This is a genomic window from Stutzerimonas stutzeri (genome assembly GCF_013522825.1).
GTDB lineage: Bacteria > Pseudomonadota > Gammaproteobacteria > Pseudomonadales > Pseudomonadaceae > Stutzerimonas > Stutzerimonas stutzeri_AK.
Map to the genome: position 1 here is coordinate 1 of NZ_JAAMQZ010000051.1, position 19,019 is coordinate 19,019.

36 protein-coding genes are annotated in these 19,019 nt (G+C 59.8%); 12 read left to right on the plus strand and 24 right to left on the minus strand.

Translation table 11 applies throughout. From position 1 onward, the window contains the following. Positions 1 to 126: 126 nt before the first annotated feature. Positions 127 to 390, minus strand: a complete 264-nt coding sequence (locus G7020_RS21460; protein WP_019406416.1) for a hypothetical protein — start codon at positions 388 to 390, stop codon at positions 127 to 129. 213 nt (positions 391 to 603) lie between these two features. On the opposite strand from G7020_RS21460, the gene G7020_RS21465 reads away from it, so the two are divergent. From G7020_RS21465 to G7020_RS21495, 7 genes are all read left to right on the plus strand, one after another. Then, on the plus strand, positions 604 to 891 hold the full coding sequence (locus G7020_RS21465) for a hypothetical protein (RefSeq protein WP_019406415.1): 288 nt from the start codon (positions 604 to 606) through the stop codon (positions 889 to 891). 129 nt (positions 892 to 1,020) lie between these two features. Continuing rightward, positions 1,021 to 1,554, plus strand: coding sequence for a hypothetical protein (locus G7020_RS21470; RefSeq protein WP_019406414.1), 534 nt, complete (start codon positions 1,021 to 1,023; stop codon positions 1,552 to 1,554). Continuing rightward, complete coding sequence (locus G7020_RS21475; RefSeq protein WP_095460736.1) at positions 1,551 to 2,114, plus strand: hypothetical protein; 564 nt, start codon at positions 1,551 to 1,553, stop codon at positions 2,112 to 2,114. The genes G7020_RS21470 and G7020_RS21475 overlap by 4 nt, the downstream gene beginning before the upstream one ends. Positions 2,115 to 2,181: 67 nt before the next feature. Continuing rightward, positions 2,182 to 2,913: a hypothetical protein gene (locus G7020_RS21480; RefSeq protein ID WP_157786427.1), complete on the plus strand. Its 732-nt coding sequence runs from the start codon at positions 2,182 to 2,184 to the stop codon at positions 2,911 to 2,913. A gap of 309 nt (positions 2,914 to 3,222) precedes the next feature. Then, a complete protein-coding gene (locus G7020_RS21485; protein ID WP_019406411.1) occupies positions 3,223 to 3,630 on the plus strand; it encodes an antitoxin Xre/MbcA/ParS toxin-binding domain-containing protein in 408 nt (135 codons plus the stop codon). 119 nt (positions 3,631 to 3,749) lie between these two features. Next, positions 3,750 to 3,950: a hypothetical protein gene (locus G7020_RS21490; protein ID WP_019406410.1), complete on the plus strand. Its 201-nt coding sequence runs from the start codon at positions 3,750 to 3,752 to the stop codon at positions 3,948 to 3,950. Positions 3,951 to 4,012: 62 nt separating this feature from the next. After that, the gene (locus G7020_RS21495; RefSeq protein WP_019406409.1) at positions 4,013 to 4,597 is read left to right on the plus strand and encodes a DUF262 domain-containing protein; all 585 of its coding nucleotides are present in this window, start codon (positions 4,013 to 4,015) and stop codon (positions 4,595 to 4,597) included. Between the two features lie 117 nt (positions 4,598 to 4,714). On the opposite strand, the gene G7020_RS21500 is transcribed toward G7020_RS21495, so the two are convergent. From G7020_RS21500 to G7020_RS21535, 8 genes are all read right to left on the minus strand, one after another. Beyond that, a complete protein-coding gene (locus G7020_RS21500) occupies positions 4,715 to 5,020 on the minus strand; it encodes a hypothetical protein (RefSeq protein ID WP_100218732.1) in 306 nt (101 codons plus the stop codon). An 88-nt stretch (positions 5,021 to 5,108) separates the two neighbouring features. Further along, on the minus strand, positions 5,109 to 5,438 hold the full coding sequence (locus G7020_RS21505) for a hypothetical protein (RefSeq protein ID WP_125869313.1): 330 nt from the start codon (positions 5,436 to 5,438) through the stop codon (positions 5,109 to 5,111). A gap of 11 nt (positions 5,439 to 5,449) precedes the next feature. Beyond that, positions 5,450 to 5,800, minus strand: a complete 351-nt coding sequence (locus tag G7020_RS21510) for a hypothetical protein (protein WP_019406407.1) — start codon at positions 5,798 to 5,800, stop codon at positions 5,450 to 5,452. An 88-nt stretch (positions 5,801 to 5,888) separates the two neighbouring features. Beyond that, positions 5,889 to 6,164 (minus strand): hypothetical protein, encoded by a 276-nt coding sequence (locus tag G7020_RS21515; protein ID WP_019406406.1) that lies wholly within the window; start codon positions 6,162 to 6,164, stop codon positions 5,889 to 5,891. 10 nt (positions 6,165 to 6,174) lie between these two features. Next, positions 6,175 to 6,369, minus strand: coding sequence for a hypothetical protein (locus G7020_RS21520; RefSeq protein ID WP_019406405.1), 195 nt, complete (start codon positions 6,367 to 6,369; stop codon positions 6,175 to 6,177). Between the two features lie 11 nt (positions 6,370 to 6,380). Then, positions 6,381 to 6,563 carry a hypothetical protein gene (locus G7020_RS21525; RefSeq protein WP_019406404.1) on the minus strand — a complete coding sequence of 61 codons (183 nt, stop codon included), beginning with the start codon at positions 6,561 to 6,563 and terminating at the stop codon, positions 6,381 to 6,383. Between the two features lie 19 nt (positions 6,564 to 6,582). Next, positions 6,583 to 6,891, minus strand: a complete 309-nt coding sequence (locus G7020_RS21530; RefSeq protein WP_019406403.1) for a hypothetical protein — start codon at positions 6,889 to 6,891, stop codon at positions 6,583 to 6,585. Between the two features lie 11 nt (positions 6,892 to 6,902). Beyond that, complete coding sequence (locus G7020_RS21535) at positions 6,903 to 7,139, minus strand: hypothetical protein (RefSeq protein WP_019406402.1); 237 nt, start codon at positions 7,137 to 7,139, stop codon at positions 6,903 to 6,905. 462 nt (positions 7,140 to 7,601) lie between these two features. Here G7020_RS21535 and G7020_RS21540 point away from each other — a divergent pair, with 462 nt between their 5' ends. The 5 genes from G7020_RS21540 to yejK all read left to right on the plus strand — a co-directional run bounded on the left by G7020_RS21540 (position 7,602) and on the right by yejK (position 12,136). After that, positions 7,602 to 9,404 carry a phosphoadenosine phosphosulfate reductase family protein gene (locus G7020_RS21540; protein ID WP_181086999.1) on the plus strand — a complete coding sequence of 601 codons (1,803 nt, stop codon included), beginning with the start codon at positions 7,602 to 7,604 and terminating at the stop codon, positions 9,402 to 9,404. Between the two features lie 73 nt (positions 9,405 to 9,477). After that, the gene (locus G7020_RS21545; RefSeq protein WP_019407026.1) at positions 9,478 to 10,182 is read left to right on the plus strand and encodes a hypothetical protein; all 705 of its coding nucleotides are present in this window, start codon (positions 9,478 to 9,480) and stop codon (positions 10,180 to 10,182) included. Beyond that, positions 10,179 to 10,691, plus strand: a complete 513-nt coding sequence (locus G7020_RS21550; protein ID WP_157786441.1) for a Lar family restriction alleviation protein — start codon at positions 10,179 to 10,181, stop codon at positions 10,689 to 10,691. The genes G7020_RS21545 and G7020_RS21550 overlap by 4 nt, the downstream gene beginning before the upstream one ends. After that, entirely contained in the window at positions 10,688 to 11,071 is a 384-nt protein-coding gene (locus tag G7020_RS21555; protein ID WP_019407024.1) for a hypothetical protein, read from the plus strand. Before G7020_RS21550 ends, G7020_RS21555 begins: the two co-directional genes overlap by 4 nt. Positions 11,072 to 11,131: 60 nt before the next feature. Beyond that, a complete protein-coding gene (gene yejK / locus G7020_RS21560) occupies positions 11,132 to 12,136 on the plus strand; it encodes a nucleoid-associated protein YejK (protein ID WP_019407023.1) in 1,005 nt (334 codons plus the stop codon). A 68-nt stretch (positions 12,137 to 12,204) separates the two neighbouring features. On the opposite strand, the gene G7020_RS21565 is transcribed toward yejK, so the two are convergent. The 15 genes from G7020_RS21565 to G7020_RS21635 all read right to left on the minus strand — a co-directional run bounded on the left by G7020_RS21565 (position 12,205) and on the right by G7020_RS21635 (position 18,979). Further along, entirely contained in the window at positions 12,205 to 13,140 is a 936-nt protein-coding gene (locus G7020_RS21565) for a S49 family peptidase (RefSeq protein WP_019407022.1), read from the minus strand. A gap of 201 nt (positions 13,141 to 13,341) precedes the next feature. After that, positions 13,342 to 13,701: a hypothetical protein gene (locus tag G7020_RS21570; RefSeq protein ID WP_181087000.1), complete on the minus strand. Its 360-nt coding sequence runs from the start codon at positions 13,699 to 13,701 to the stop codon at positions 13,342 to 13,344. 10 nt (positions 13,702 to 13,711) lie between these two features. Beyond that, complete coding sequence (locus tag G7020_RS21575) at positions 13,712 to 14,332, minus strand: hypothetical protein (RefSeq protein ID WP_181087001.1); 621 nt, start codon at positions 14,330 to 14,332, stop codon at positions 13,712 to 13,714. A gap of 190 nt (positions 14,333 to 14,522) precedes the next feature. Beyond that, the gene (locus tag G7020_RS21580) at positions 14,523 to 14,702 is read right to left on the minus strand and encodes a hypothetical protein (protein ID WP_019407019.1); all 180 of its coding nucleotides are present in this window, start codon (positions 14,700 to 14,702) and stop codon (positions 14,523 to 14,525) included. A 20-nt stretch (positions 14,703 to 14,722) separates the two neighbouring features. Further along, complete coding sequence (locus tag G7020_RS21585; RefSeq protein ID WP_181087002.1) at positions 14,723 to 15,040, minus strand: hypothetical protein; 318 nt, start codon at positions 15,038 to 15,040, stop codon at positions 14,723 to 14,725. After that, positions 15,037 to 15,678, minus strand: coding sequence for a hypothetical protein (locus tag G7020_RS21590; protein WP_181087003.1), 642 nt, complete (start codon positions 15,676 to 15,678; stop codon positions 15,037 to 15,039). Before G7020_RS21590 ends, G7020_RS21585 begins: the two co-directional genes overlap by 4 nt. Beyond that, entirely contained in the window at positions 15,675 to 16,115 is a 441-nt protein-coding gene (locus G7020_RS21595; protein ID WP_019406861.1) for a phage protein NinX family protein, read from the minus strand. The genes G7020_RS21590 and G7020_RS21595 overlap by 4 nt, the downstream gene beginning before the upstream one ends. A 234-nt stretch (positions 16,116 to 16,349) precedes the next feature. Further along, entirely contained in the window at positions 16,350 to 16,637 is a 288-nt protein-coding gene (locus tag G7020_RS21600) for a hypothetical protein (protein ID WP_181087004.1), read from the minus strand. Between the two features lie 267 nt (positions 16,638 to 16,904). Continuing rightward, on the minus strand, positions 16,905 to 17,258 hold the full coding sequence (locus tag G7020_RS21605) for a hypothetical protein (RefSeq protein ID WP_181087005.1): 354 nt from the start codon (positions 17,256 to 17,258) through the stop codon (positions 16,905 to 16,907). 61 nt (positions 17,259 to 17,319) lie between these two features. Then, entirely contained in the window at positions 17,320 to 17,700 is a 381-nt protein-coding gene (locus G7020_RS21610) for a hypothetical protein (protein WP_019406857.1), read from the minus strand. Continuing rightward, a complete protein-coding gene (locus G7020_RS21615) occupies positions 17,693 to 17,926 on the minus strand; it encodes a hypothetical protein (RefSeq protein WP_019406856.1) in 234 nt (77 codons plus the stop codon). Before G7020_RS21615 ends, G7020_RS21610 begins: the two co-directional genes overlap by 8 nt. Further along, positions 17,919 to 18,245: a hypothetical protein gene (locus G7020_RS21620; RefSeq protein ID WP_019406855.1), complete on the minus strand. Its 327-nt coding sequence runs from the start codon at positions 18,243 to 18,245 to the stop codon at positions 17,919 to 17,921. The genes G7020_RS21615 and G7020_RS21620 overlap by 8 nt, the downstream gene beginning before the upstream one ends. Continuing rightward, positions 18,245 to 18,472: a hypothetical protein gene (locus G7020_RS21625; RefSeq protein WP_181087006.1), complete on the minus strand. Its 228-nt coding sequence runs from the start codon at positions 18,470 to 18,472 to the stop codon at positions 18,245 to 18,247. The genes G7020_RS21620 and G7020_RS21625 overlap by 1 nt, the downstream gene beginning before the upstream one ends. Positions 18,473 to 18,533: 61 nt before the next feature. Further along, positions 18,534 to 18,734: a hypothetical protein gene (locus G7020_RS21630; protein WP_181087007.1), complete on the minus strand. Its 201-nt coding sequence runs from the start codon at positions 18,732 to 18,734 to the stop codon at positions 18,534 to 18,536. Next, positions 18,731 to 18,979 (minus strand): hypothetical protein, encoded by a 249-nt coding sequence (locus G7020_RS21635; RefSeq protein ID WP_181087008.1) that lies wholly within the window; start codon positions 18,977 to 18,979, stop codon positions 18,731 to 18,733. Before G7020_RS21635 ends, G7020_RS21630 begins: the two co-directional genes overlap by 4 nt. Positions 18,980 to 19,019: the final 40 nt, after the last annotated feature.

A 19,019-nucleotide genomic window follows, 5' to 3' on the forward strand; every position in this document is an offset into this window, starting at 1 on the left:
TGTCGCTCCTAGCCGACAACGCCGCTCTTCTTCTAAGCGGCCCCGAAAGGAGCTAACCTACTGTCCCATATACGGTTTCAAGTCCTTCTTGATTTGCGCGAAAGAATTGACACCGGCACTTTTTTGTCACTCTTCATCGTCGCCAGTTACACCCAGCCGCTTGTAACTCTCCAGAACGCGGGCGCATTCGGAGGAGCCATTGCGCGTGCCGTCTGAGATCGCACCCTTCACGGACTCAAGCCCTGCCACGAACCCAACCAGCGTGCCGGCTTCAAAGCCTTCCTGAAATCCCTGCTCGTGCCCACGCTGTAGGCCGATCTCGAACGCCGTTCGCGCCGCAGCATCGACCGCCTTGGCTGCGAACTGATCGTACAGCTCTTCTTTCTTCATGCCATTACCTCGCTTGTGAACAGGCAGCGCAGGAAATCCACGCCGCCAGTGCCAGCATAGGGGCATCACTACCTGCCGACCAGCAGCGGCCGCGTGTCCTGCAAGATCAATCTTTCGTTCTGCACATCCTCACTTGGGATTCAAATGGTCGGCGGGAAGATTAGGTTCATCAGCTCGGTTTGCCGGGCGTTAATCCACCGGACCAGGGGCAGCATGATGGACCGCAAGCAAGCAATCGACTTTGCAATCCGCTCCGCACGCATCGGCGTGGACCAAGGTCAAGTCGCGGACTATCGCGACAACGTGCGCGACACCCTCAACGATGAAGGGGCCAGCGAATGGGATCAGATCGCGGATGACGCCTTCACCGCCGAGGTGGCGCGGCTCCAGCCGGACTACGACGCCGCAATGGCTTCTTGGGAAGAAGAACAGGACAACTTCGCCTGGGAGCGTGAGCAGAGCGCAGTTCGCCGGGCCGAGAATGGTGGATATCCGGTATAGGCGACACTTTCATTCGCTACGCACATGGGGGCTTCGGCCCCTTTCTTGTGCATGGGGCTGCGGCTTGGGTTCTAGGGCCATCGTGCGAAGCTGAGGCTATCTAAACCAGCACACCGCGAGGATACGAGCATGGCAGTCATCTGCGAATTCGGTACCGCCCCCGAGCAAGCCAGGGATGGATACAAGATTGTCGGACTCGTCTACGGGACCGATGAAGAGTTGCTGGCCGAGTACAGCAGCCTCGATGTGCGCTTCGTCCGTGGCGCTGCGGTCCACGGGCAGCCCGGCGTCTGGGAGTTTGCTGCCATGCACCCGCTCAAGTCGGTTCAGGTCAAGCACTGGCAAGCCTACGGCGAGGGTGAGGCCAAGCCGGCTACGCATCAGATCGACATCGAGGACCAGCGAGGCGTAAATGGTCAGGTTTACCTAACCGTTGGCGCTATGGATGGCGTCTTGGATGACATGATTTCTGTCGTGGCCGAGGTCAACACCAACCCCGCGACCGGAACTGATGAGGTTCCCTGTGTGCATGTATCGTTCGACGATGATGCTATGGCCTTCTCGCTGTTCAAAGTGGGCGACAAGATCCTGCTGCGCCTGGAGAACGATGTGACGCTCACACGCACGGAGTCGCCCACCGGCCCGCTGTTCGTTGTGGAATGAGCGAACACCACGCCGGCATGCAACGGGTGATCGCGGTCATCGGCACCGCAGGGCGCGATAAGCAATTCCCAATGGATATTTCCCACTGGGAGTTCATTTGCCGTGCGGTCAGGTTCTATGTGCGACCCGGCGACCATCTCGTTTCTGGCGGTGCTGCGTGGGCCGATCATGCAGCAGTCTGGGCCTTCAATGAGGGCTTATCCGCCAGCCTGACACTGCATCTTCCTGCGCCATTCGAGGCGAGTTTTTCCGGTGGCAATGGCACCAGCGGCGGTGCAGCAAACCATTACCACAGGCAATTCAGCCAGGCGATCCGGCGAGACACGCTAGCCGACATCCAGGAAGCGATCCTCGGTGGCGCGCAATGCACCTACCAGGCCGAGTGCAAAGGCTATGCAGCGATGTTCGCACGCAACCGGCTCGTAGCCGAGCAGTGCACGCATGTGCTGGCATTCACCTTCGGGGAAGGCGCTGAGCCGGCAGATGGCGGTACCAAGGCCACATGGGACATGGCTGGCCCGAAGAAAATACGCCGGCATTTAAGCTTGAAGCGGCCCTAGCAGCTTGGGTTCTGCGGGCCTGGCCGTAGCCTGAAGCCATCTCCCCCCGCTTCCCCAGGACTACGACATGACCATCAGTGATATCACTGTTCAATCCGCCCGCTTGGCGGCTGCTGAAACGCAGTATTGCTCAACAGACTTTGGCTACCTCATTACTGCCGTCGAGCCGTGGCGAGAAGACGGAGCCAAACTCGTGCGCTTTGTCCAGACCGAGTGTAACGGGCGATCCAGTCTGCTTGAGTTCAGCATTCTGTTTGCCCCGGACTCGGCACGAGTTATCCGCTGCGGAGTCTTCAACTTCACCGAAGCGTTGGCCGAAGATGACGACTGGGTGCCGATGTTCAGTGCGTGGCGTAAGGGCGGATGGTACGTCAGGAACATCGTGTGGCCGGAAGGTGGTTGCGGCTGCGTCAGTCGCAACTATGCAGACGGCATGTGGCGGATCGTGTCCGACCCGCGCCGCGACGAGCCGGGAGCGCCCGGCGATTTCACCTACGCCACGCGCACCGAGGCGGCCAAGGCCGAACGTGCGCTGATTGCCGAGCAGGCCCGCGCGCTGCTGCACAAGGCTCGCTGCAACGATTCTTCCCTTCAGCTGCTCAGCGTGCGCCTGGTGTGCGACAAGCACGGGTACCAGGATTTCGATATCGAAGGCCACCCGACTGTGCATCGTGCATGCGTGCCCAACGGTATTCGTGTGGGCCAGCAGTTCAATGTCTATCACGGAGAAGGCATGAAATCCGGGGCAATCTGGACCGGGACCCTCGAAGGCTCCCTTCGCAAATTTGCGTGCTGCTGAGGGTGTCATCATGTGCTTCCCACGAAAACCCAGCCTGGGGCGCTACAGTGGTACCAGAGCTGAATGGCAATGTGCATACCGTGCTGCCCGAGTGGCAGCTGGCCAAGGCTTGCCTCCTAATCCGGCGTATTCTGGCCTTCAGTGGAAGGCCCAGCTGATAGTGGCATATGAGCGGCCATCTCTTGACCCCCTCGCCTGCTCGGTTCTAGGCAGGCTCGCCGCTTATCGGATCATTGAAGAAATTGTTTCGGATGAGCGCAAGGCTGTCGATACCAGTGAAAGTTATCTCTCTGGATGGGACGCCTTACCATGCTCGATATCGCATTTGATGCACAGACATACCGCACTTACAGAAAGCGGCTCGAAGACATTGCGGGCCTTTCGGTGGCTATCCCTGAAAGGGAGGTGTTGCGCGCAGTAGGCGACGGTCTGCCGGCGTCGGTGATCGATCAGTTGTCAGCCAGTCGGCCCCTGGCTGCGTATGCACGCCAGATCCGCCCGAAGGGGGCCTGCTTGGGCCAGAAGGAAAGCTATGTCGCCTTCGAGCTGGCTTTCGTGTTGGCTTTGGCGCAGGCGGTTCTCGGCAATGCCGAAGCTGCTGATCAGTGGCTTGCTACTCCGAGCGAGCAGCTGGGCGGGCACAGGCCCGCAGAAGTATTTCACCACGACAACGGCGCGGCCCATCTGACCGTCTCCCTGATCCGAAGCGCCCGATAGTCCGCTCTGCCGGGCAGCATCTGCGGCCACTGCGAAGCTGGCCCGGCCTCTTTCGGGCTTGGGTTAGCGGCGCTTCATGCGAATCTGAGTTCAGTCCAAACAGCTCAGGTAATCATGTAATGACTCAGGCAGCCCGCACTTACAATCACGCTTACACCATCGCCTTCAGCGTCTCCGGCTCCAGGTGTGAAGACGGCGAGGATGTGACGGCGCAACAGATGGCTGATGCGCTGAAGCTGCGTGTTGATGATCTGATGGCGAAGGGGCACCTCTTGCATGCTGTCGGGTCGGCCTATGATTCCTTCTGTGAACAAGACTGAATCGGTCGATCTCGACATAATTCAAGCTCCCCGCTTTGCCTGGAATATCCGCAGGAAGAACCATGTCTCGTGTAATTACCGACTTTGAGCAGCACCTGCTCAGCATCATTCAGCCTCTGCACGCGGCCAAGTGGCAGGCCGACTATCGCTGGTTTGACCTGGAGCGCTCATTGGCCAGACTCGCCATAGATTATGGTGGACTAGACCTTTGCCCGGATTTCCAGCGGGGCCATGTTTGGTCCGCCGAGCAGCAGCGCCACTTCATTGAAAACTGCCTCCGCGCTGTAGTCCCCACCAGCGCATTTCTGATCCAGTTCAATTGCTCGGAATGGGGTGATCCTGATCCTGAGTCGGATCTGCCGGTTGGCCTGCAGTGCGTCGATGGCCTGCAGCGCTACACCGCTGTTACCGAGTTCGTCAAAGGCAATGTCAAACCGTTCGGATTCACTGCAAACGAGCTAGCCGGTACCCAATTTTCCCCGAAGCGGATGTGCATGAAGGTGGCCATTCACGGCTTCACCAAGCGTGCGGATCTGCTGTCGCAGTACCTCGCCTTGAACGCAGGTGGAACGCCTCATAGCGCAGAGGAAATTGCCCGCGTGCGCGCCCTGCTGGCCGAGGCCCAAACTGACGGCGCGACTGGCTAACCAAGTGGCTTCAGCTCAGGCGCTTTATGTAGTGGAGCGCCGGTAATCCCGACTCGCTCGCACAGATGGGCGTCGGTTCGCAGAAGCGCTGTTCGGCGACGCGGTTAGATGGACAGTTCAGTCGTCGGCCTGGTCTTTGGCCAGTATCGCGTTAAGCACGGTTTCGTCATCGTCGAAGTAGCCATCCTCAGCCAGCCCCAGTTTCCCATCGAGGACGACGCAGACGGCTAGTGCGGCTTCCGTTGGATCAGCACCATATTCACGAATCACGCGCTCGATCTGCTTGCGCAGAAGATGCGCGGGCTCCACCTGGCCTACGCCACGCTCAGCACCCGGATCAGGAAGGCTCACGGGGCCGGGGGAATCAGCCAAAGGGTTGGCATTGACGATTGCGCCGGATGTGGTGCGGAATTTCATTTCCATGCTTTGTCTACCTACTCGGTTCGGTTGGAACGGCCAATTGCCGCTACACGCTAATCGAAGCCCGACCTGCTGACTGGTAATGGTTTTCCTAAAGTCCCCTTGGTGGTACTGGACCAAGGCTGATATACAGCCCGCGCCGCAGTTGTTCATGGGTTTCTTCTGGGGATGAGTGCGAGCCAGCACCATAGAGCAAAGCAGCCTGTTCAATGAGCATTTCTGCTTCACGGGCAGCTCCGTATTCATCGTCACTGACCACATACACATCGCAGAGGACGGTGAGCCTATGAAAGAAGCCACCTGGCGGCAGCTCCTGCCGACATTTCCAGGCATACAGTTCTTGGCACAGGGCGCTTAGATTATTCGCTAAGAACTGCTTAGCCGCTTCTTGGTGCTGCTGCTCAGGCTTTGCTGGTGACATGGCGTTTTCCCTCAACTGGCGAGCTGTTCGGTAAACGTCGATTTCAGCGCCGCAAGGTGATTAATCGCGGCCTGCAAATTCACCGTTGGATTGCGCACAAACGCCGGTTTGCCTATGTATGTTTTCAGGGACTGAGCAATGCTGTCGCAGTAGCTGATGACCTTCGAGACATTACCAGCAGCAAGGTATTCGCCCATGAATTCAAAGCTGATTAACGTATCCGAGAGGAACATAACGTCTTCAGGTGCGAATTCTTCCAGATCGCTGCCGCTTTGGTTGTATGCGGTGTACATGCGGATGGCGGTTGCTACCTGGCCGGTGAAAATGAGAATTCCCGCCAAGTGTTTTGTCTGATCGCTCATACCTAATCTCGATTTCGCGGACGCGAAAAACGCGCCCTGGTACTGCCAAAGCCCGCACGCAGCGGGCTGATGATCGGCGGTAGTTTTCCTACAGCTTTACGTTGATTGCGAACACCTCGACCGGCTCTGCGCCGAAGTGTGGATGCGTGATAGTAGTCACGCGGTATCCTTTCCAGGGCAGAGACAGCCGGCGCGTTTCATCGGCGCGTGCTGGGTAGCCCTTCGTCAGTTCAATGCGGTCATAAATACGGCCCTCCAGACGCTTGCGCCAGTACGGCGTCCGCAGCCGGAATTCCTCTGGCTTGTTGCCTGCCTTGATCGCGTCGAAGTACTCACCCTTGAGGGCCAAGGTCAGCGTGGCCATGTCCGATTTCCTATGCCTCAAGAGTGGCTTGTGGAGCTTGGGTAAAAAGCATCTTCTTGGCCTCGGCCATAGGTACTTGCTGGATTGCCATGCCGACGCATTCCATTTCATTGACCCAAGCCTGACTGTCCTCGGCGCTGATGAGGCAAGCCCCCTCGACATAGCCGGAGGACGTTACTGCGATGTATGCCAGATCGTTAGCCATTTGGCGGTTTCCTACCAGTCCGAACGTTGAAGGCGGTACGTGCCCGGAAGATTGTTTTCGAAGTGGCTCAATTTCCTTTCAGCCTCGTCCTGGTCATCCGCTCGATCAATAGCGAGCCAATCACCATTAAGCTGACGCTCTTCAACGAACCACACCGGGTAGAGCGCGTCCTCTGCTGCTGTTTTGTCTGTCATGCCGTGTGCTCCTGATTTCCTAGATGCTTGCAGAGGTATATGCCGGGACGAAATCCAGGCTCAAATCTGCGCCCTGAGTCAGCAGCAAATTGGCCTTCTCATGTCGGCCCGCTTCGCGACGATTCAGACCGAAGGCCGCAAATACCGGGAGTCCATAACTCAGCGATTTAAGCTCTGGCAAGCCCAACGATTTACTGACAGAGGCAATCGCTGCGTCGAGCGCAGGGCGACGTTCGGCCAAGGGCAGTTCACCAACCACGCACGCCTCGCGCTTGTAGGGGTAGCCAAGGGCGTCCAGCGCCTCGTAATCAGGTCGTTTACTGGTCATCGGATGGTTTCCTACTCAACGGAGGTGGCTGGTGTACGGGCCGCATTCAGCAGGCCGGCCACGCGGTCGGCGCTGAGGATGGCCAGCGTCTCGGAACAGTCATCGCAGCCCAGGACGAACATGCACTTGACCTCATTCTGATGCTCACTGCCCCACTCGTGATAGTGATGCTTGCACGATCTACCCTGCAGTGCGCCGAGTTCGGGCTTCCAGCGTCCGTCGAGTGTGCGTGCGTTGATGGTGAACATCGGTGGCTCCTTTCGTTGCTTGACGGTTGAAGCATCTCATCCGTCTCAACAAACCCAAGCGCCCGGTTCTATGTGATTGCCGCCCCTCCTCTGCTCGGCAATGGGCTAATGGCAGTCGTCATGTTCTTCCCTTCCAGAGAAAGCGGACTGGATTACCGGCCAGCTGTTTCCCTGCGCGAACTTCGAAATCGTAAGTGTCTGATTTTCCCTGTGATCTTGATCGAGCGCCTGTATCCCAGAGGTATTTTCTTGTGCGGCTGCGGAGTTCAATTTCCGGCGCTGCGGTCGTGGCCTGTAGGTGCCCGGTTCGATTCAAGCGGAGAATTTCCGCGTGGGTTTCCAGCGTTGGTGGGCTTTGCGTGGCCCTTGGACGCTAGCCGGAGGGTGCGAGCTTGGGTATTTGGCGACCGGCCGTAGTGTGGGGTTATCGCTTAAGCCAGCCCCAGGCATACGGAATCCCTCATGCAGCTGATCGACGCCACTCTTTTCCAAGACCCCATCCCGGTAGCAAGCCCTATCGTTGAGCGCACCTTCGACGAGAAAGTGGCGGATGCGGTAGCTGTCATCGAGGCCAACATTCGCGCCGGCAAGCGCCTGATCGGGGCATGTTCGTTCGGGAAGGACAGTAGCGTTATGGTCGCCCTGACCCTGATGGCAATGGAGCGGCTGCAGAACGCGGGCTACGAAGTTCCCGAATTCCATGTCATGACCAGTGACACCCTGGTCGAAAACCCTGCGGTGCTGGCCTACAGCAAAGGCGAGATCCGCTCGCTCAAGGATTATGCCGCGAGCAAGAACCTTCCGGTGAGGATCTGGGTGTGCAAGCCCAACCTGACTGAAAACTGGCTTGTGTCGATCATCGGCGGACGCACCGTGGCGTCTATGCCGGGCAATAGCGCTAAGTGCCAGCAACAGATGAAGAAATCGCCACTGGACCGTACCAAGCGACAGATCAAAGCCGTGCTGAAACACCAGATGGGTAACGCGTACCGTGATGATGATGTCGTCGTGCTGATCGGCACGCGGCGGGACGAATCCGCGGTGCGCGAGCGCAATATGGAAGCCCGTGGCGAGAGCGCCATCGTGCCGGTCAATACTGCTGGCCCGAACAAGAAGCCTGAGTGGGTGCTGAGCCCCGTGGCCGACTTCACGACCCTGGACATCTTCACCTTCCTGGGCAAGGTCACCAGCGGCCAGATCGACACCTACAGCGACTTCCAGGCCCTGACGGAGGTTTACCGCGATGCGGGCGGCGACTGCATGGTCAACGTCTTCATCCGTGACAGCGGCGTCGAGCGCAAGACCGGCTGCGGCGCGCGTCATGGCTGCTGGATCTGCCTGCGTGTCGGTACTGACCGCAGCATGGAAAACATGCTCGCCGAGGAAACCGGCAAGCACAGCTGGATGAAGCCGCTGAGCGATTTCCGCAACTACCTGCAGGCGCGCCACTACGACCCACAGGGCCGCAACTGGTTGGCCCGGTCGATCAATGACGAAACCGGGACGATAAAAATCGCTGCGAATGCCTACTCACCCGAGCTATGCCTTGAGCTGCTGCGCTATGCGCTGAGTATCGATGCCGATGAGGCTGACCGCGCGTGGGCAGCCGGTGAACCGCCGCGTTTCCAGCTGCTGGGCATGAAGGAAATTCTCACTATCGACCTCTACTGGGGGCGCTACGCCTACCAGCGGCCATTCACAGCGCTGAGCGAGTATCGCCAGATTGTCGAGAACGGCAAGCGCTACCGCATCCCGCATGAGTACAAGGTCTACGAGCGAAAGGATCTGGATGTCACCCGTGAAGTCGAGGTGCCATTCGTGGACGAGCAATTTTACGGGATCTACCAGGGTCTGCGGTCGGCCATTGCAAGCGTGGCCAACGCTGAGTCGGTCGTGAAGAAAGGCGGCGTCTACTACACCCATGTGACCGAAACCAACGAGTTCGACATCGATGCCGAGGGAGCGGAAATGTTCTTCGACTTCGAGCTGGATCACGCCCTGGAATACTACGGCCCGCACGCCGATGTTTATCCCTCGGATGTTGTGCACTACCTGGCCCGCTTCGGCACCGTGTCGTTCAAGAAGGGCGGACATTCGTCCTGGGACCGGATGCTGCGGATCGGCAATCAACTCCACCGCCACGGGCTGCGCGACATCCTCAACGATCCTGATGCGCTGATCGCCAAGCTCACCGGGCAAGCTGCTCAGGTGCCGTGTGCGGCCATATCTGCCCCAGCAACTGGGCAGCTCTCGCTGGGGTTCTAGTCTCGCTGCCGGCACCGAGCTTGGGATCTGCCGGCTTGTCGATAGCCTGAACTCAAATTCACAGGAGGTTGTCATGAGTGATTCGAGCAAGGGCGGCGCACCAGCACCAGCGAAATACAGCGACATCGTTGCCGATGGCGGCATGGACCCGCGCTCGGCGCATGTTGAGCAGCAGTTGCGCTCTACGTCGCCGGCCGACTGGCAGTCTGTTCCGGTAAACCCGACGATTGAGATGATCGCCGCGCTCGGCTTCAACGGTGATGTGCCGCTTGCCGTAGGGCATGCGAGTGCCTGCGAAGAACTCACGGCACAGTACCGAGCCATGCTTGCCTGCGCTCCGGCCGCACCGCTCGCCAAAACCCCGACTGCATATCTGCGAGCCTCCGATCTTGAGCGGCTGGCACCGAACAATGTTGCCGGCTGCGCAGCCTCGCTCAGCAAAGAACCCGGCAACGGACTGGTTGCGATTTACACCGAGGCCTTCTCTACGTCCGCGCTGGCCGAGGCGCTTGCTGCGTTCGTAGCGCTGGCCGAAGAGCGCGAGCGCGAGTTGGGCGATCTCTCTTCCGAGATGCGCGAGTGCCTGCAGAAGGGCCGCGCTGCCCTTTCCGTAATTCAGCCTCAGCAGCTCGGGCTGGTCGAGACGCTGCAGAACGCATTTGCCATCACCTCTAATTCCGGTAGCGGAAAATTCGCCCTCACGCTGAGCTTCGAAAATCTGGCTGCTATGCAGGCCTGCCGCCGCGCGGTTGTGTGCGCTCTAGGCGGTGCCAAATGAGAGGCCGTAATGCATTGAAGCCACTCAAGCCCTGCCCTTTCTGCGGGAGCCCCGCCAAGGAAACTGACCGGATCAACTCCAATGTCGTGGCATGCACCGGCTGCGCGGCGCGAGTGACGCAATCAGAACCTGGCATGGGCGATGCCGATATCCGCTGGAATCAGCGCCAACAGTGCTTCAGCCCGGCGCCGGCCTGGCAGGCGTTCGACTACAACGCGCCGCCCGAATCGGGCCTGTACTGGGTCGCAGGCACCCGGCCGGTATGGGATGTGTGCGCCAGCGATGACGGGAGGCCGGTTGGCGTCCACGCAGGCGAGCATGAACAATTCGTCGCCCTGGTCTGGTTCCAGATCTGGACGGACGATGACGGCTCCCAGGTGTTGGATTTCGCCGCAGTTGACCCTTACAACCTCGGCAAATTTGCAGACGAGGATACCGTCTCGCATTTCATGCCTCACGCGATCCCGGCACATCCGGCCGTGGCTACGCCGACCAAGGAACTGACATGAGCCAACGCCTCCCGCTGCGCCCGCGCGACATCGAGCTGATCGAAATGCCCACTATCGCCAGCCAGATGCCGGTCGAGTTCGAGAACGGCCAAACGTGGCAGGACTTCGAGGGCCGCTGCGCGGGGTGCGGTGAGGACATCCCGAGCGGGTTCATGCGCGGTGCCGTCATCCGCCAGGCCCTCCGCTGCTACACCGTTGAGGCTGTCGGAGTTTGTGCCAGCTGCCGTTCCGGCACCTCATTTCTGGTGCGCCTGCATGATGACGGCAGCTTAACCACTCAGGTCGATGGAGTCTGGTGCCGAATGGCGCGCGTTCAGCTGGGCCTCTTTTCCTGGTTGGGAAGCCTTTTGCGGTCGATGTTCGGCACCAGGCAGCGCTGACCGACGCAGGCCAACCCGCCAGCACCAGAAGAAAAACACCACCACGACAAGGGATCATCCATGCCAATCAATCACATCATCGTCCACCAGATCGACAAGAAACCGGACGGAACGCCGGCAGTTCTTCATCCCCGTGACACGGAATTGCCCGTTTCCCAGGCAACGGAGAATCTGCTGGCGGATCTCAACCACGGGTACAACGCCAAGGCCGGCAAGGGCTGGGGTCTGTTCCATGAGCCATCCGGCGCCTACCCGTTCAGCGGCTGGCTGAGTCAGTACCTGGACGGCACCACCGACTTCACCGCTTTCAGCCACCAGGCCGTCGAGCATCTGCAGAAGCTGATGGAAGAATCCAACCTGTCCACCGGGGGGCATGTGCTGTTTGCCCACTACCAGCAGGGCATGACCGATTACCTGGCCATCGCGCTGCTGCACCACAGCGAGGGTTTGACCGTGACCGATGCGCTGGACGTGACGCCTGCCCGGCATCTGGACCTTGGCCAACTGCACCTGGCTGCACGTATCAACCTCTCCGAGTGGCAGAACAACAAGCAGTCCCGGCAGTACATCTCCTTCATCAAGGGTAAGAACGGCCGGAAGGTTTCGGACTACTTCCGCGACTTCATTGGATGTCAGGAGGGAATAGACGGCCCCAGCGAAACCCGCACGCTGCTCAAGGCGTTCAGCGATTACGTGGAGAGCGAGGACTTGTCCGAGGAGCAGGCTCGCGAGAAGGTGACCACGCTGATTGGCTATGCCAGCGCCCAGAGCAACCTGGGTGAGCCGGTGTCGCTTGAAGAACTCTCCGGCCATCTCGACGAAGATCGACCGAAAGCGTTCTACGAGCACATCCGCAACAAGGACTATGGACTGTCACCCGAGATCCCAGCGGATAAGCGAACCATCAACCAGTTCCGTCGCTTTACCGGCCGCGCCGAAGGTTTGTCGATCAGCTTCGAATCGCACCTGCTGGGCTCGAAGATCGAGTACGACGAGAGTGCGGATACGCTTACGATCCGCAACGTGCCATCCCAGCTCAGGGACCAGCTCAAGCGATCCGCGTAAGGAATCGCAGAAACGAAAAGGCCCGCATGTAAGCGGGCCTTTTTTTTGAAGGTGTAGCGCCCGTCAGGCTACCGAAGGACCATGCCGCCAAAGCCCAGGTTCAGCGACAGCTGGTTGGCCACTGCCGTGCCGAGCTTGTTGGCGAACCTGTCCACCACGTTCTGCTTGCTGCTGAAGTCAACGATCCGCTCTACGCCTACTACCTCGCGGGCCACGTAATCGGAGTCACCCAGTCGGTCGATTAGACCAAGGCCCACGGCCTGCTCTCCTGTCCACACCAAGCCGCTGAACAGCTCGGCATCAGCACTATCCTTCAGTCGCTCGCCGCGACCGGCTTCGACCGCCGCTATGAACTGCTTGTGCGTTGCCTGCAACACGCCTTCCCAGAACTTGGTTTCCTTTTCATTCTGCGGCTGGAACTGGTCCAGAAATGCTTTGTGCTCGCCGGAGGTGTAGACACGCCGCTCGACGCCCAGCTTCTGCATCAGCTCGACATAGCCGAAGCTGGCGGCCGTCACACCGATGGAGCCGACTAGGCTGGCTTTGTCGGCGAACACCTGATCGGCAGCGCTCGCGATGTAGTACCCCCCTGAGGCGCCCAGGTCGGTGATCACCGCGTAGACCTTGATGTCCGGGTGCAGTGCACGCAGCCGCACAATCTCATCGTAGACCTGGCCGGCTTGCACCGGGCTGCCGCCAGGGCTGTTGATCTCCAGGATTACGCCCTTCGTATTCTCGTGCTCGAACGCTCGCGTCAGCCCGCGCTTGATGTTTTCCGCGCTGGCTTCCTTTCCATCAGCGATGACGCCACGCACCTTCACCTTGGCCGTGAGTGGTGTATCCCCGTCGATGCCTTCCAGATCCGTGTTCCCGCCGACAGCAACGGCTGTCACCACGATGACGAGCGTGGTCAGCCGGAAGAAGTTTTTCCAGCGGCGTGCGGCGCGTTGTTCCTTGATGCTCGCCTGCAGCGTGCGCTCTATCACTTCGAGGCTTTGGTCCATGTGTGTTCCTTGTCTGGGTATGTCGGGGGAATTAAACACCGTGGTGGCCTTTTGCTAAACAGGCCCGGTACGAACGGTAGGAGTCCGCGCAGAATGCGTGAAGAGGATCTGGCCACGCTCAGTGAGCAGGTGCGTAGCGACAGCCGCTAGGCACCGTGAGCCCATCCAGGGAAAGCGGTGGTTCTTTGCCGAGGTGGCAGGTCAGTGGCTCGGGGTGCCACGTTCGATGACGCCCTGGCCAGCGAGCCAGTCGATGATCTTCTGAACACTCTCAGGCACACCAGAGGGCACCGCGTAGACCATTCCGCTCTGCAGGACGGCCAGAATGCTGCGATCCGAGAACGAGAAAATGGCCATGTCTGCGGCCGGCTCGATGTGCACATAGCTGGCTCTGGCCAGGGCGGTCTGGAGCAGCCATTCAAGGTCGCGGCTTGGGTTCGGCTCGGGGGTGAGCTGAAGCGCCAGCTTGAGCGCAAGTCGCTCGCGGGGAGGGATCGAGCTATCGGCTGATTTCAGGAGGAGATTGTCTCTCTCGATCAGCAATGCCTGAAGTTTGCTCACGCCATCATCCTCAATCCGGCAGTGGGTCGGCAGGGGTAACCACCCCGGCTCGGTCAATCGTCGTCGAATAGAACGCATCGACGGTTGTGCTCATTCCCGGCATCTCTATCGCGCCTATCGTGTGATAGGTGATGAGCCCGTAGAGATTGGGCTTGTCCTGGCGGGCGGTGATGCAGAAGAAGCCGCTTGGCCCTTGCGTGATCATGTCCGGCCCAGCCTCGGGCAAGAATCTCAGCGCGGCGTCGCGGAAACCCTCGGCACGCTCGCGGGTGGGGAATGCAAACACCTCCAGCCAGCATTTGTCATCATCGGATAGCACCTGGAACGCCTCAATCTTCGCCTGCGGCACTCCCGGCCATGACCCGTTCGCGTACTGCTCAGCTGGCGTCAGCTGGTATTGCAGGAAAAAACTTCCATCGTGAACCGGCTCTGACCTGCCCTCGTACAGATCGAGTACCGGATAATGTGCCCGGTACAGTTTCGGGAAAACAATTCCGGTGCGGTTGCACTTGAATCCTTCGCTGAAACTCTCCAGTGGCTCCGGCTTACCACCACCCTGCTTGGCCATGCGCTTCTGCGTGAAATCTGCCATGTTGGCCACGTTCGCGGCGCCGGCCTGCAACTCGTCCATCGGGTGCTCCTGTAGCGGGGGGATCATCTAGCCTTACGTGGGCGATCAGACGACACAGATTTTTCCTTCTCGAACTGATTTGCCGCCTCAACGTGCCGCTTGTACTCAGCGTCAGTCATCAGCCCGGCGCGGCGCAACTCGCTCAACCTACCGGATCGGTAGTATGCCGCGATCATTCGAGTGCTGGGCTTCACGCGGATGCCCTGGTCATGTACTCGACGAAGAATTCCAGCCAGAGGCCGGCGTTATCGTCTCCCAGCACCAGCGGATAACGCTCCGGGTCCTTGGCGTGTTGCGCCTGATACTCGGCAACAAAGCCTTCGAGGTCCGAGCGCACCTCGGCGACGAATTCATCCAGCGTCTGGCTCATGTCGTGCTACCCCTCGGCAATTACTCGTTGACGGCATCCCGTAGGGCCGCTCTCCAACCGTTCTTCGATCTGACGGCAGTGCACACCACGTCACCAAGGACGCCCCAGAACGCCCCAATAATCCCGAGGAGCAAACTCATAGGCTCCAGATACGGAACCCAAACGCTACCAGCCGGCGCGTCGCCCTTGATCAGAAGACAAAGGAGCGACAGGACAACAATTACGTTGCCCCAGCGCTGCGACCACTTTGGTCCCATCTTTCCCAGCAGGCTCAGGAGAATCATCAGTGCGGCGAGGGCAATGCCAATTACGAGAAAAATCATGGTGAGATTGGTCATCTGGTTTCCTTGTAAGGGAGAGCGCTTGGAGCTGCACAGGCCACGAGCGCCTGCGGTATTTGGATAACTTTGCCGAGCTTGGCGGCGACCAGACAGCGCATGGCTGCGATGGCCGCTGTGTTGCCATATAGCGCTTCCGATGCGTCTATCTGGTACATGGCATCGTGTGATTGGTGTTCCGTCGAGGTGCAGATGCTGTGCTGCCCCATGACGGCGCACCAGACGGGTATCCGCTCGTTGTTGCAGTAACCCTGGGCGTCTTCGCCCCAATCGTCGTCGCAACGAACGGTGCTGATGCTGAAGTGCTCGACCAGCAGACCGCTCAGGTCCCGGCTGGTTGAGAAGGCTGGCAGGTCGGGGTGCGCGACTCCCAAGGACACAGGCTCGCCCCCGGCCGGGAGCAGCCACCCATACTCGTTGGGTTTCGTTGCATTGAGCCCGGCCTGCTGGTATTCGCTGATCAGACACAACGAGCCGATGGCCCACCGCTGAGTTGAGTTGCCCCGGTACTGAGCAAGATCATCGTCACGTTCGCGGTCGATGCAGTTCTTCGCCCAGACCCAGCCTTGCGTTAGTGCCACAGCACAATCAAGAGCGCGCCCCGACAGTTCGCCTGCTGCTACTTTGTCGAAGCTCATTGCAGCAGATCCTTTGGAATGCTCACGCGGTCGCCCAGCTTGCTTGCCACGTAGCAGCGCATGGCGGCGATCAAGTGAGTTGGCCCTTCACCGCTGAAAACGCTGTTGCGGCTGGTGTAGTTCTGGAAGTGATGAATGGGTCGGCAGGTGGCGAGCCATGACGTGACATTGCGGCCGTCCTTCTCCCGACTGCAAACCTCGCTGAAGGAGATAAGCTCCCTGCCGATCAATGGCCCGCCGTAGTTCCAGTCAGTAGACGGACAGTAGTTCTGAGCCGCTGACCAACCGCTGCTCAGCACCCGATCCACGCCATTGAGGGTAAACCACCAGCACGCCACCGTATCGAAGCGCAGGTTGGTGGCGCCTTCGGACATAGCCACTGCCAAGTCCAGTGCTCGCCCGGTCAGGTCGCAGGTATTCACTTCGATGCAATTCATCAGTTCCGCCCCCCATTGGTGATCTGACCTGCGGCCTCGGGCGCTTCGATGCTGCCGATCTGATCCAGGATTTCCTGGTGGGTATGAGGAAGGGTCGCGTTCATTGGTTGGGCCTCGTGATGGACTGATTTCGAGGTTATTGCAAGGCGGAGGAAACCCAAGCGCATAGCCGCAAGGTAGTGAGAGGTGGACGAGGAGAAGCAAGGCAGATCAGGCACCGCACCGCGCCAGCACTCAGACCGGCGCCAATAAACCGAGCAGCACTTGGATGAGGACGAAGGTGATAGCCGAGACGATCAGCAGCAAAATGCACGCGCGCCAGCCATTGCCTGGATTCAGGCCGAATGAAGCCGCAATGGCGCCGATTGCTACAGGCACCAGCCCAGGAAGGTTCCGGCCAGCGTCGTCGCCCCCGGATTCCGGGACGATCAGGCAGAAGAGCGCATAGGCAAGGATCATCGCCGTGGCGATGGCGAGGTCCTTCGGTGATGGATGCTTGATGTCTACGCCCCAGATTTGCATTGCGATTACCTCAGCGAAACGATTGGCTAGAACAGGGGTTGCTGCGGGTGATTTGGATCTGGCTTTGGCGGTCTAAGTGGGTGGCCAAGCTGGCGGCGACACTCGGCAAGCCAGACCCTGTAGGGCCAGCCCTTTCGCTTGCCGAATGGATAGGCCTCGGCGAGCGCCAAGCGCAACGCCTTCAGGTCGCTGCGCCCGACTTCACGGATGGTCTGAGCAACGACAGGCGCTGCCCGATCAGCCCAGGACAACTTTCCCATCTCGGCCTTATGTCAGGGCCGGAATGCCGATGGCGTCCCAATCGGCGGGTTGTGGTTGAAAGCCGTCAGCCCATGGCCACGGGACATCGAACTGATGTTCTTCCGAGGCGAAAACAGCCGTCTCAGTGTCGAGGTAGTCAAGGAACCAATCGTGCGATTTTCCCGGCACACCAACTACCGGCGCAAGGATGGCCACCAGATTGCGGTAGCCGACAGGCGGTGTCGGTGGCGTCCAGCCATGCAGCAGCTTGGCATGCTGAGGAGGATTGGTGGTGTTCACGCCTTTGTACAACTCGGCGTCCTTGGCTGTGAGGGCCGTGCCGTGGGTGGCGTTCTCGGGCTGCTTGTTGTCGTCGTTCATCATTCCCTTCCAGGGTTGAGGGTGGTCAGGCCGCGCACCGGCATAGCGCCAGTGCGGCGGGTCACTCTGCGGGGCCAGCTCGGTCGAGATGTGCCCTACCGGCGACCGCGTTTTTCTCTTCTCGATAACCGCCAAGCCACGCAATGCCGTGGAACGCGAAGACAGCGGCCCCCACAGCAAGCACAGCACCGCCACCGAACTGGATACTCGCAATGAACCCGAGAGCAGTGAGCTTCAACGCTCGCCCGGCGTAGTTATCCGGCCAACGCGTGGCGGCGGTCATGTCTGGGCCATAAACTTCCAGCTGCAAGCACCAATAGCCGACCACATTGAGCGCGAACAGGATCAGAGCTGCGACCGACAGCCACTTAGCCAGGCGAAAAACTCCTCTCCAGAAATACGGAAGTTCGAGGCGAAAAGCCGTGAGCCGGCGTTTACTCATTGCGGTGCACCTTGCTCAGGGTGGTCAGGTATTCGGCTACCTGATCGGCGTCAACCACGGCCAGCGTTTCTGAGCAGCCGTCGCAGCCCAGGACGAACTGGCACTGGACCTCATTGCTGCGCAGCCGTCCGTCCGGTGCACCGGAGGTGACCCTGTTGTGAGTGGCCCAGCTCAGATCGTTCCCGCCACAGGCCTTGCACGTCCGAGCAGAGAGCAAACTAGCCATGAGACGGCGCCTCCTGAGTTTTCGCAGCGGGGGTGGGCGTGACGGCATTCCAGGCGCGGCGATAGACGTGCTCAACACGAGCATCCTGCAGGTGCTGACTGGCAGTAATCACCGCCAGCAGCTCATTGCGGCTGAATTCGGCCCTGGTATCGGTGGGGTGACTGTCGAACAGCATCGTGATGGCCACGGCGGTAGTGTCGCGCAGCAACTGCTCCAACTCGCCGACACGGGCATGCAGAGCCTCGTGTTCGGAGGCCAGCACAACGTCGCGACCTTCGATGTGCGGATGGTTCGGGTGGTAGCGCGTAGCCTGATCCATCACTCCAGCTCCTCGCGCATGAAGTTGACCAGCACGCCCGCGACCGCGACGCAGCGTTCTGCACGCGGCTCGCCTTTGCGCGCCATCGCACGCAGCGTGGTTTGCTCGTTCGCCTCTTCGGTCAGCTCGCGCCCGTAGAACTCGCTCATGAGCGTGCGGGCAATGGCTTCGACCCGGCGACCATCCTCAGCCTCGTAGGCGCTCGTTACGTTGTGCATCAGGCTCACAGGGCACCTCCCTTGGTGTGCAGGACGGCTATTTCAGGAGAATTTTTTCTGCTCACAATCCTTAGCTCCGCTCGCCGAGAAATGCCCATGCCTGGGCGCAACTGCGGATCTCGACCAGCCGCCAGCCCGTGGTGACCAACTGGGGCGAACCGATAACCGCCTGCTTAATCGGGTCATGGACGTTGACGACATCGCCGATGCGCTCTGTCTTGTAGCCGGCCGCGTGCAGTCGGTCTTCGATGGTGATGTTCTCGCGGCTCATTGCGCACCTGCCTGCGTGGTGGCGTGTGCGCGCAGCGCGTTGCTCAGCGATTTGAAGCTGCGGCGGCCGACCTTCCACTGCCGGTCGCTCACGCGGGTGTAGTTCGCCGTGTACTTGCGGTGCCGAATAGCCGGATTGCTGCCCGATTCGACATACGTGACAGGCCAGCCATCAACGACAGCGGTCGTACCGATCAGCTGGCTGCGCGGGGCCTCTACGGGAACGTGGTTTTCGGTGTTCATCATGTCGCCTCGAACTTGCTTGATTGCGATTCCAGCCTCTCAC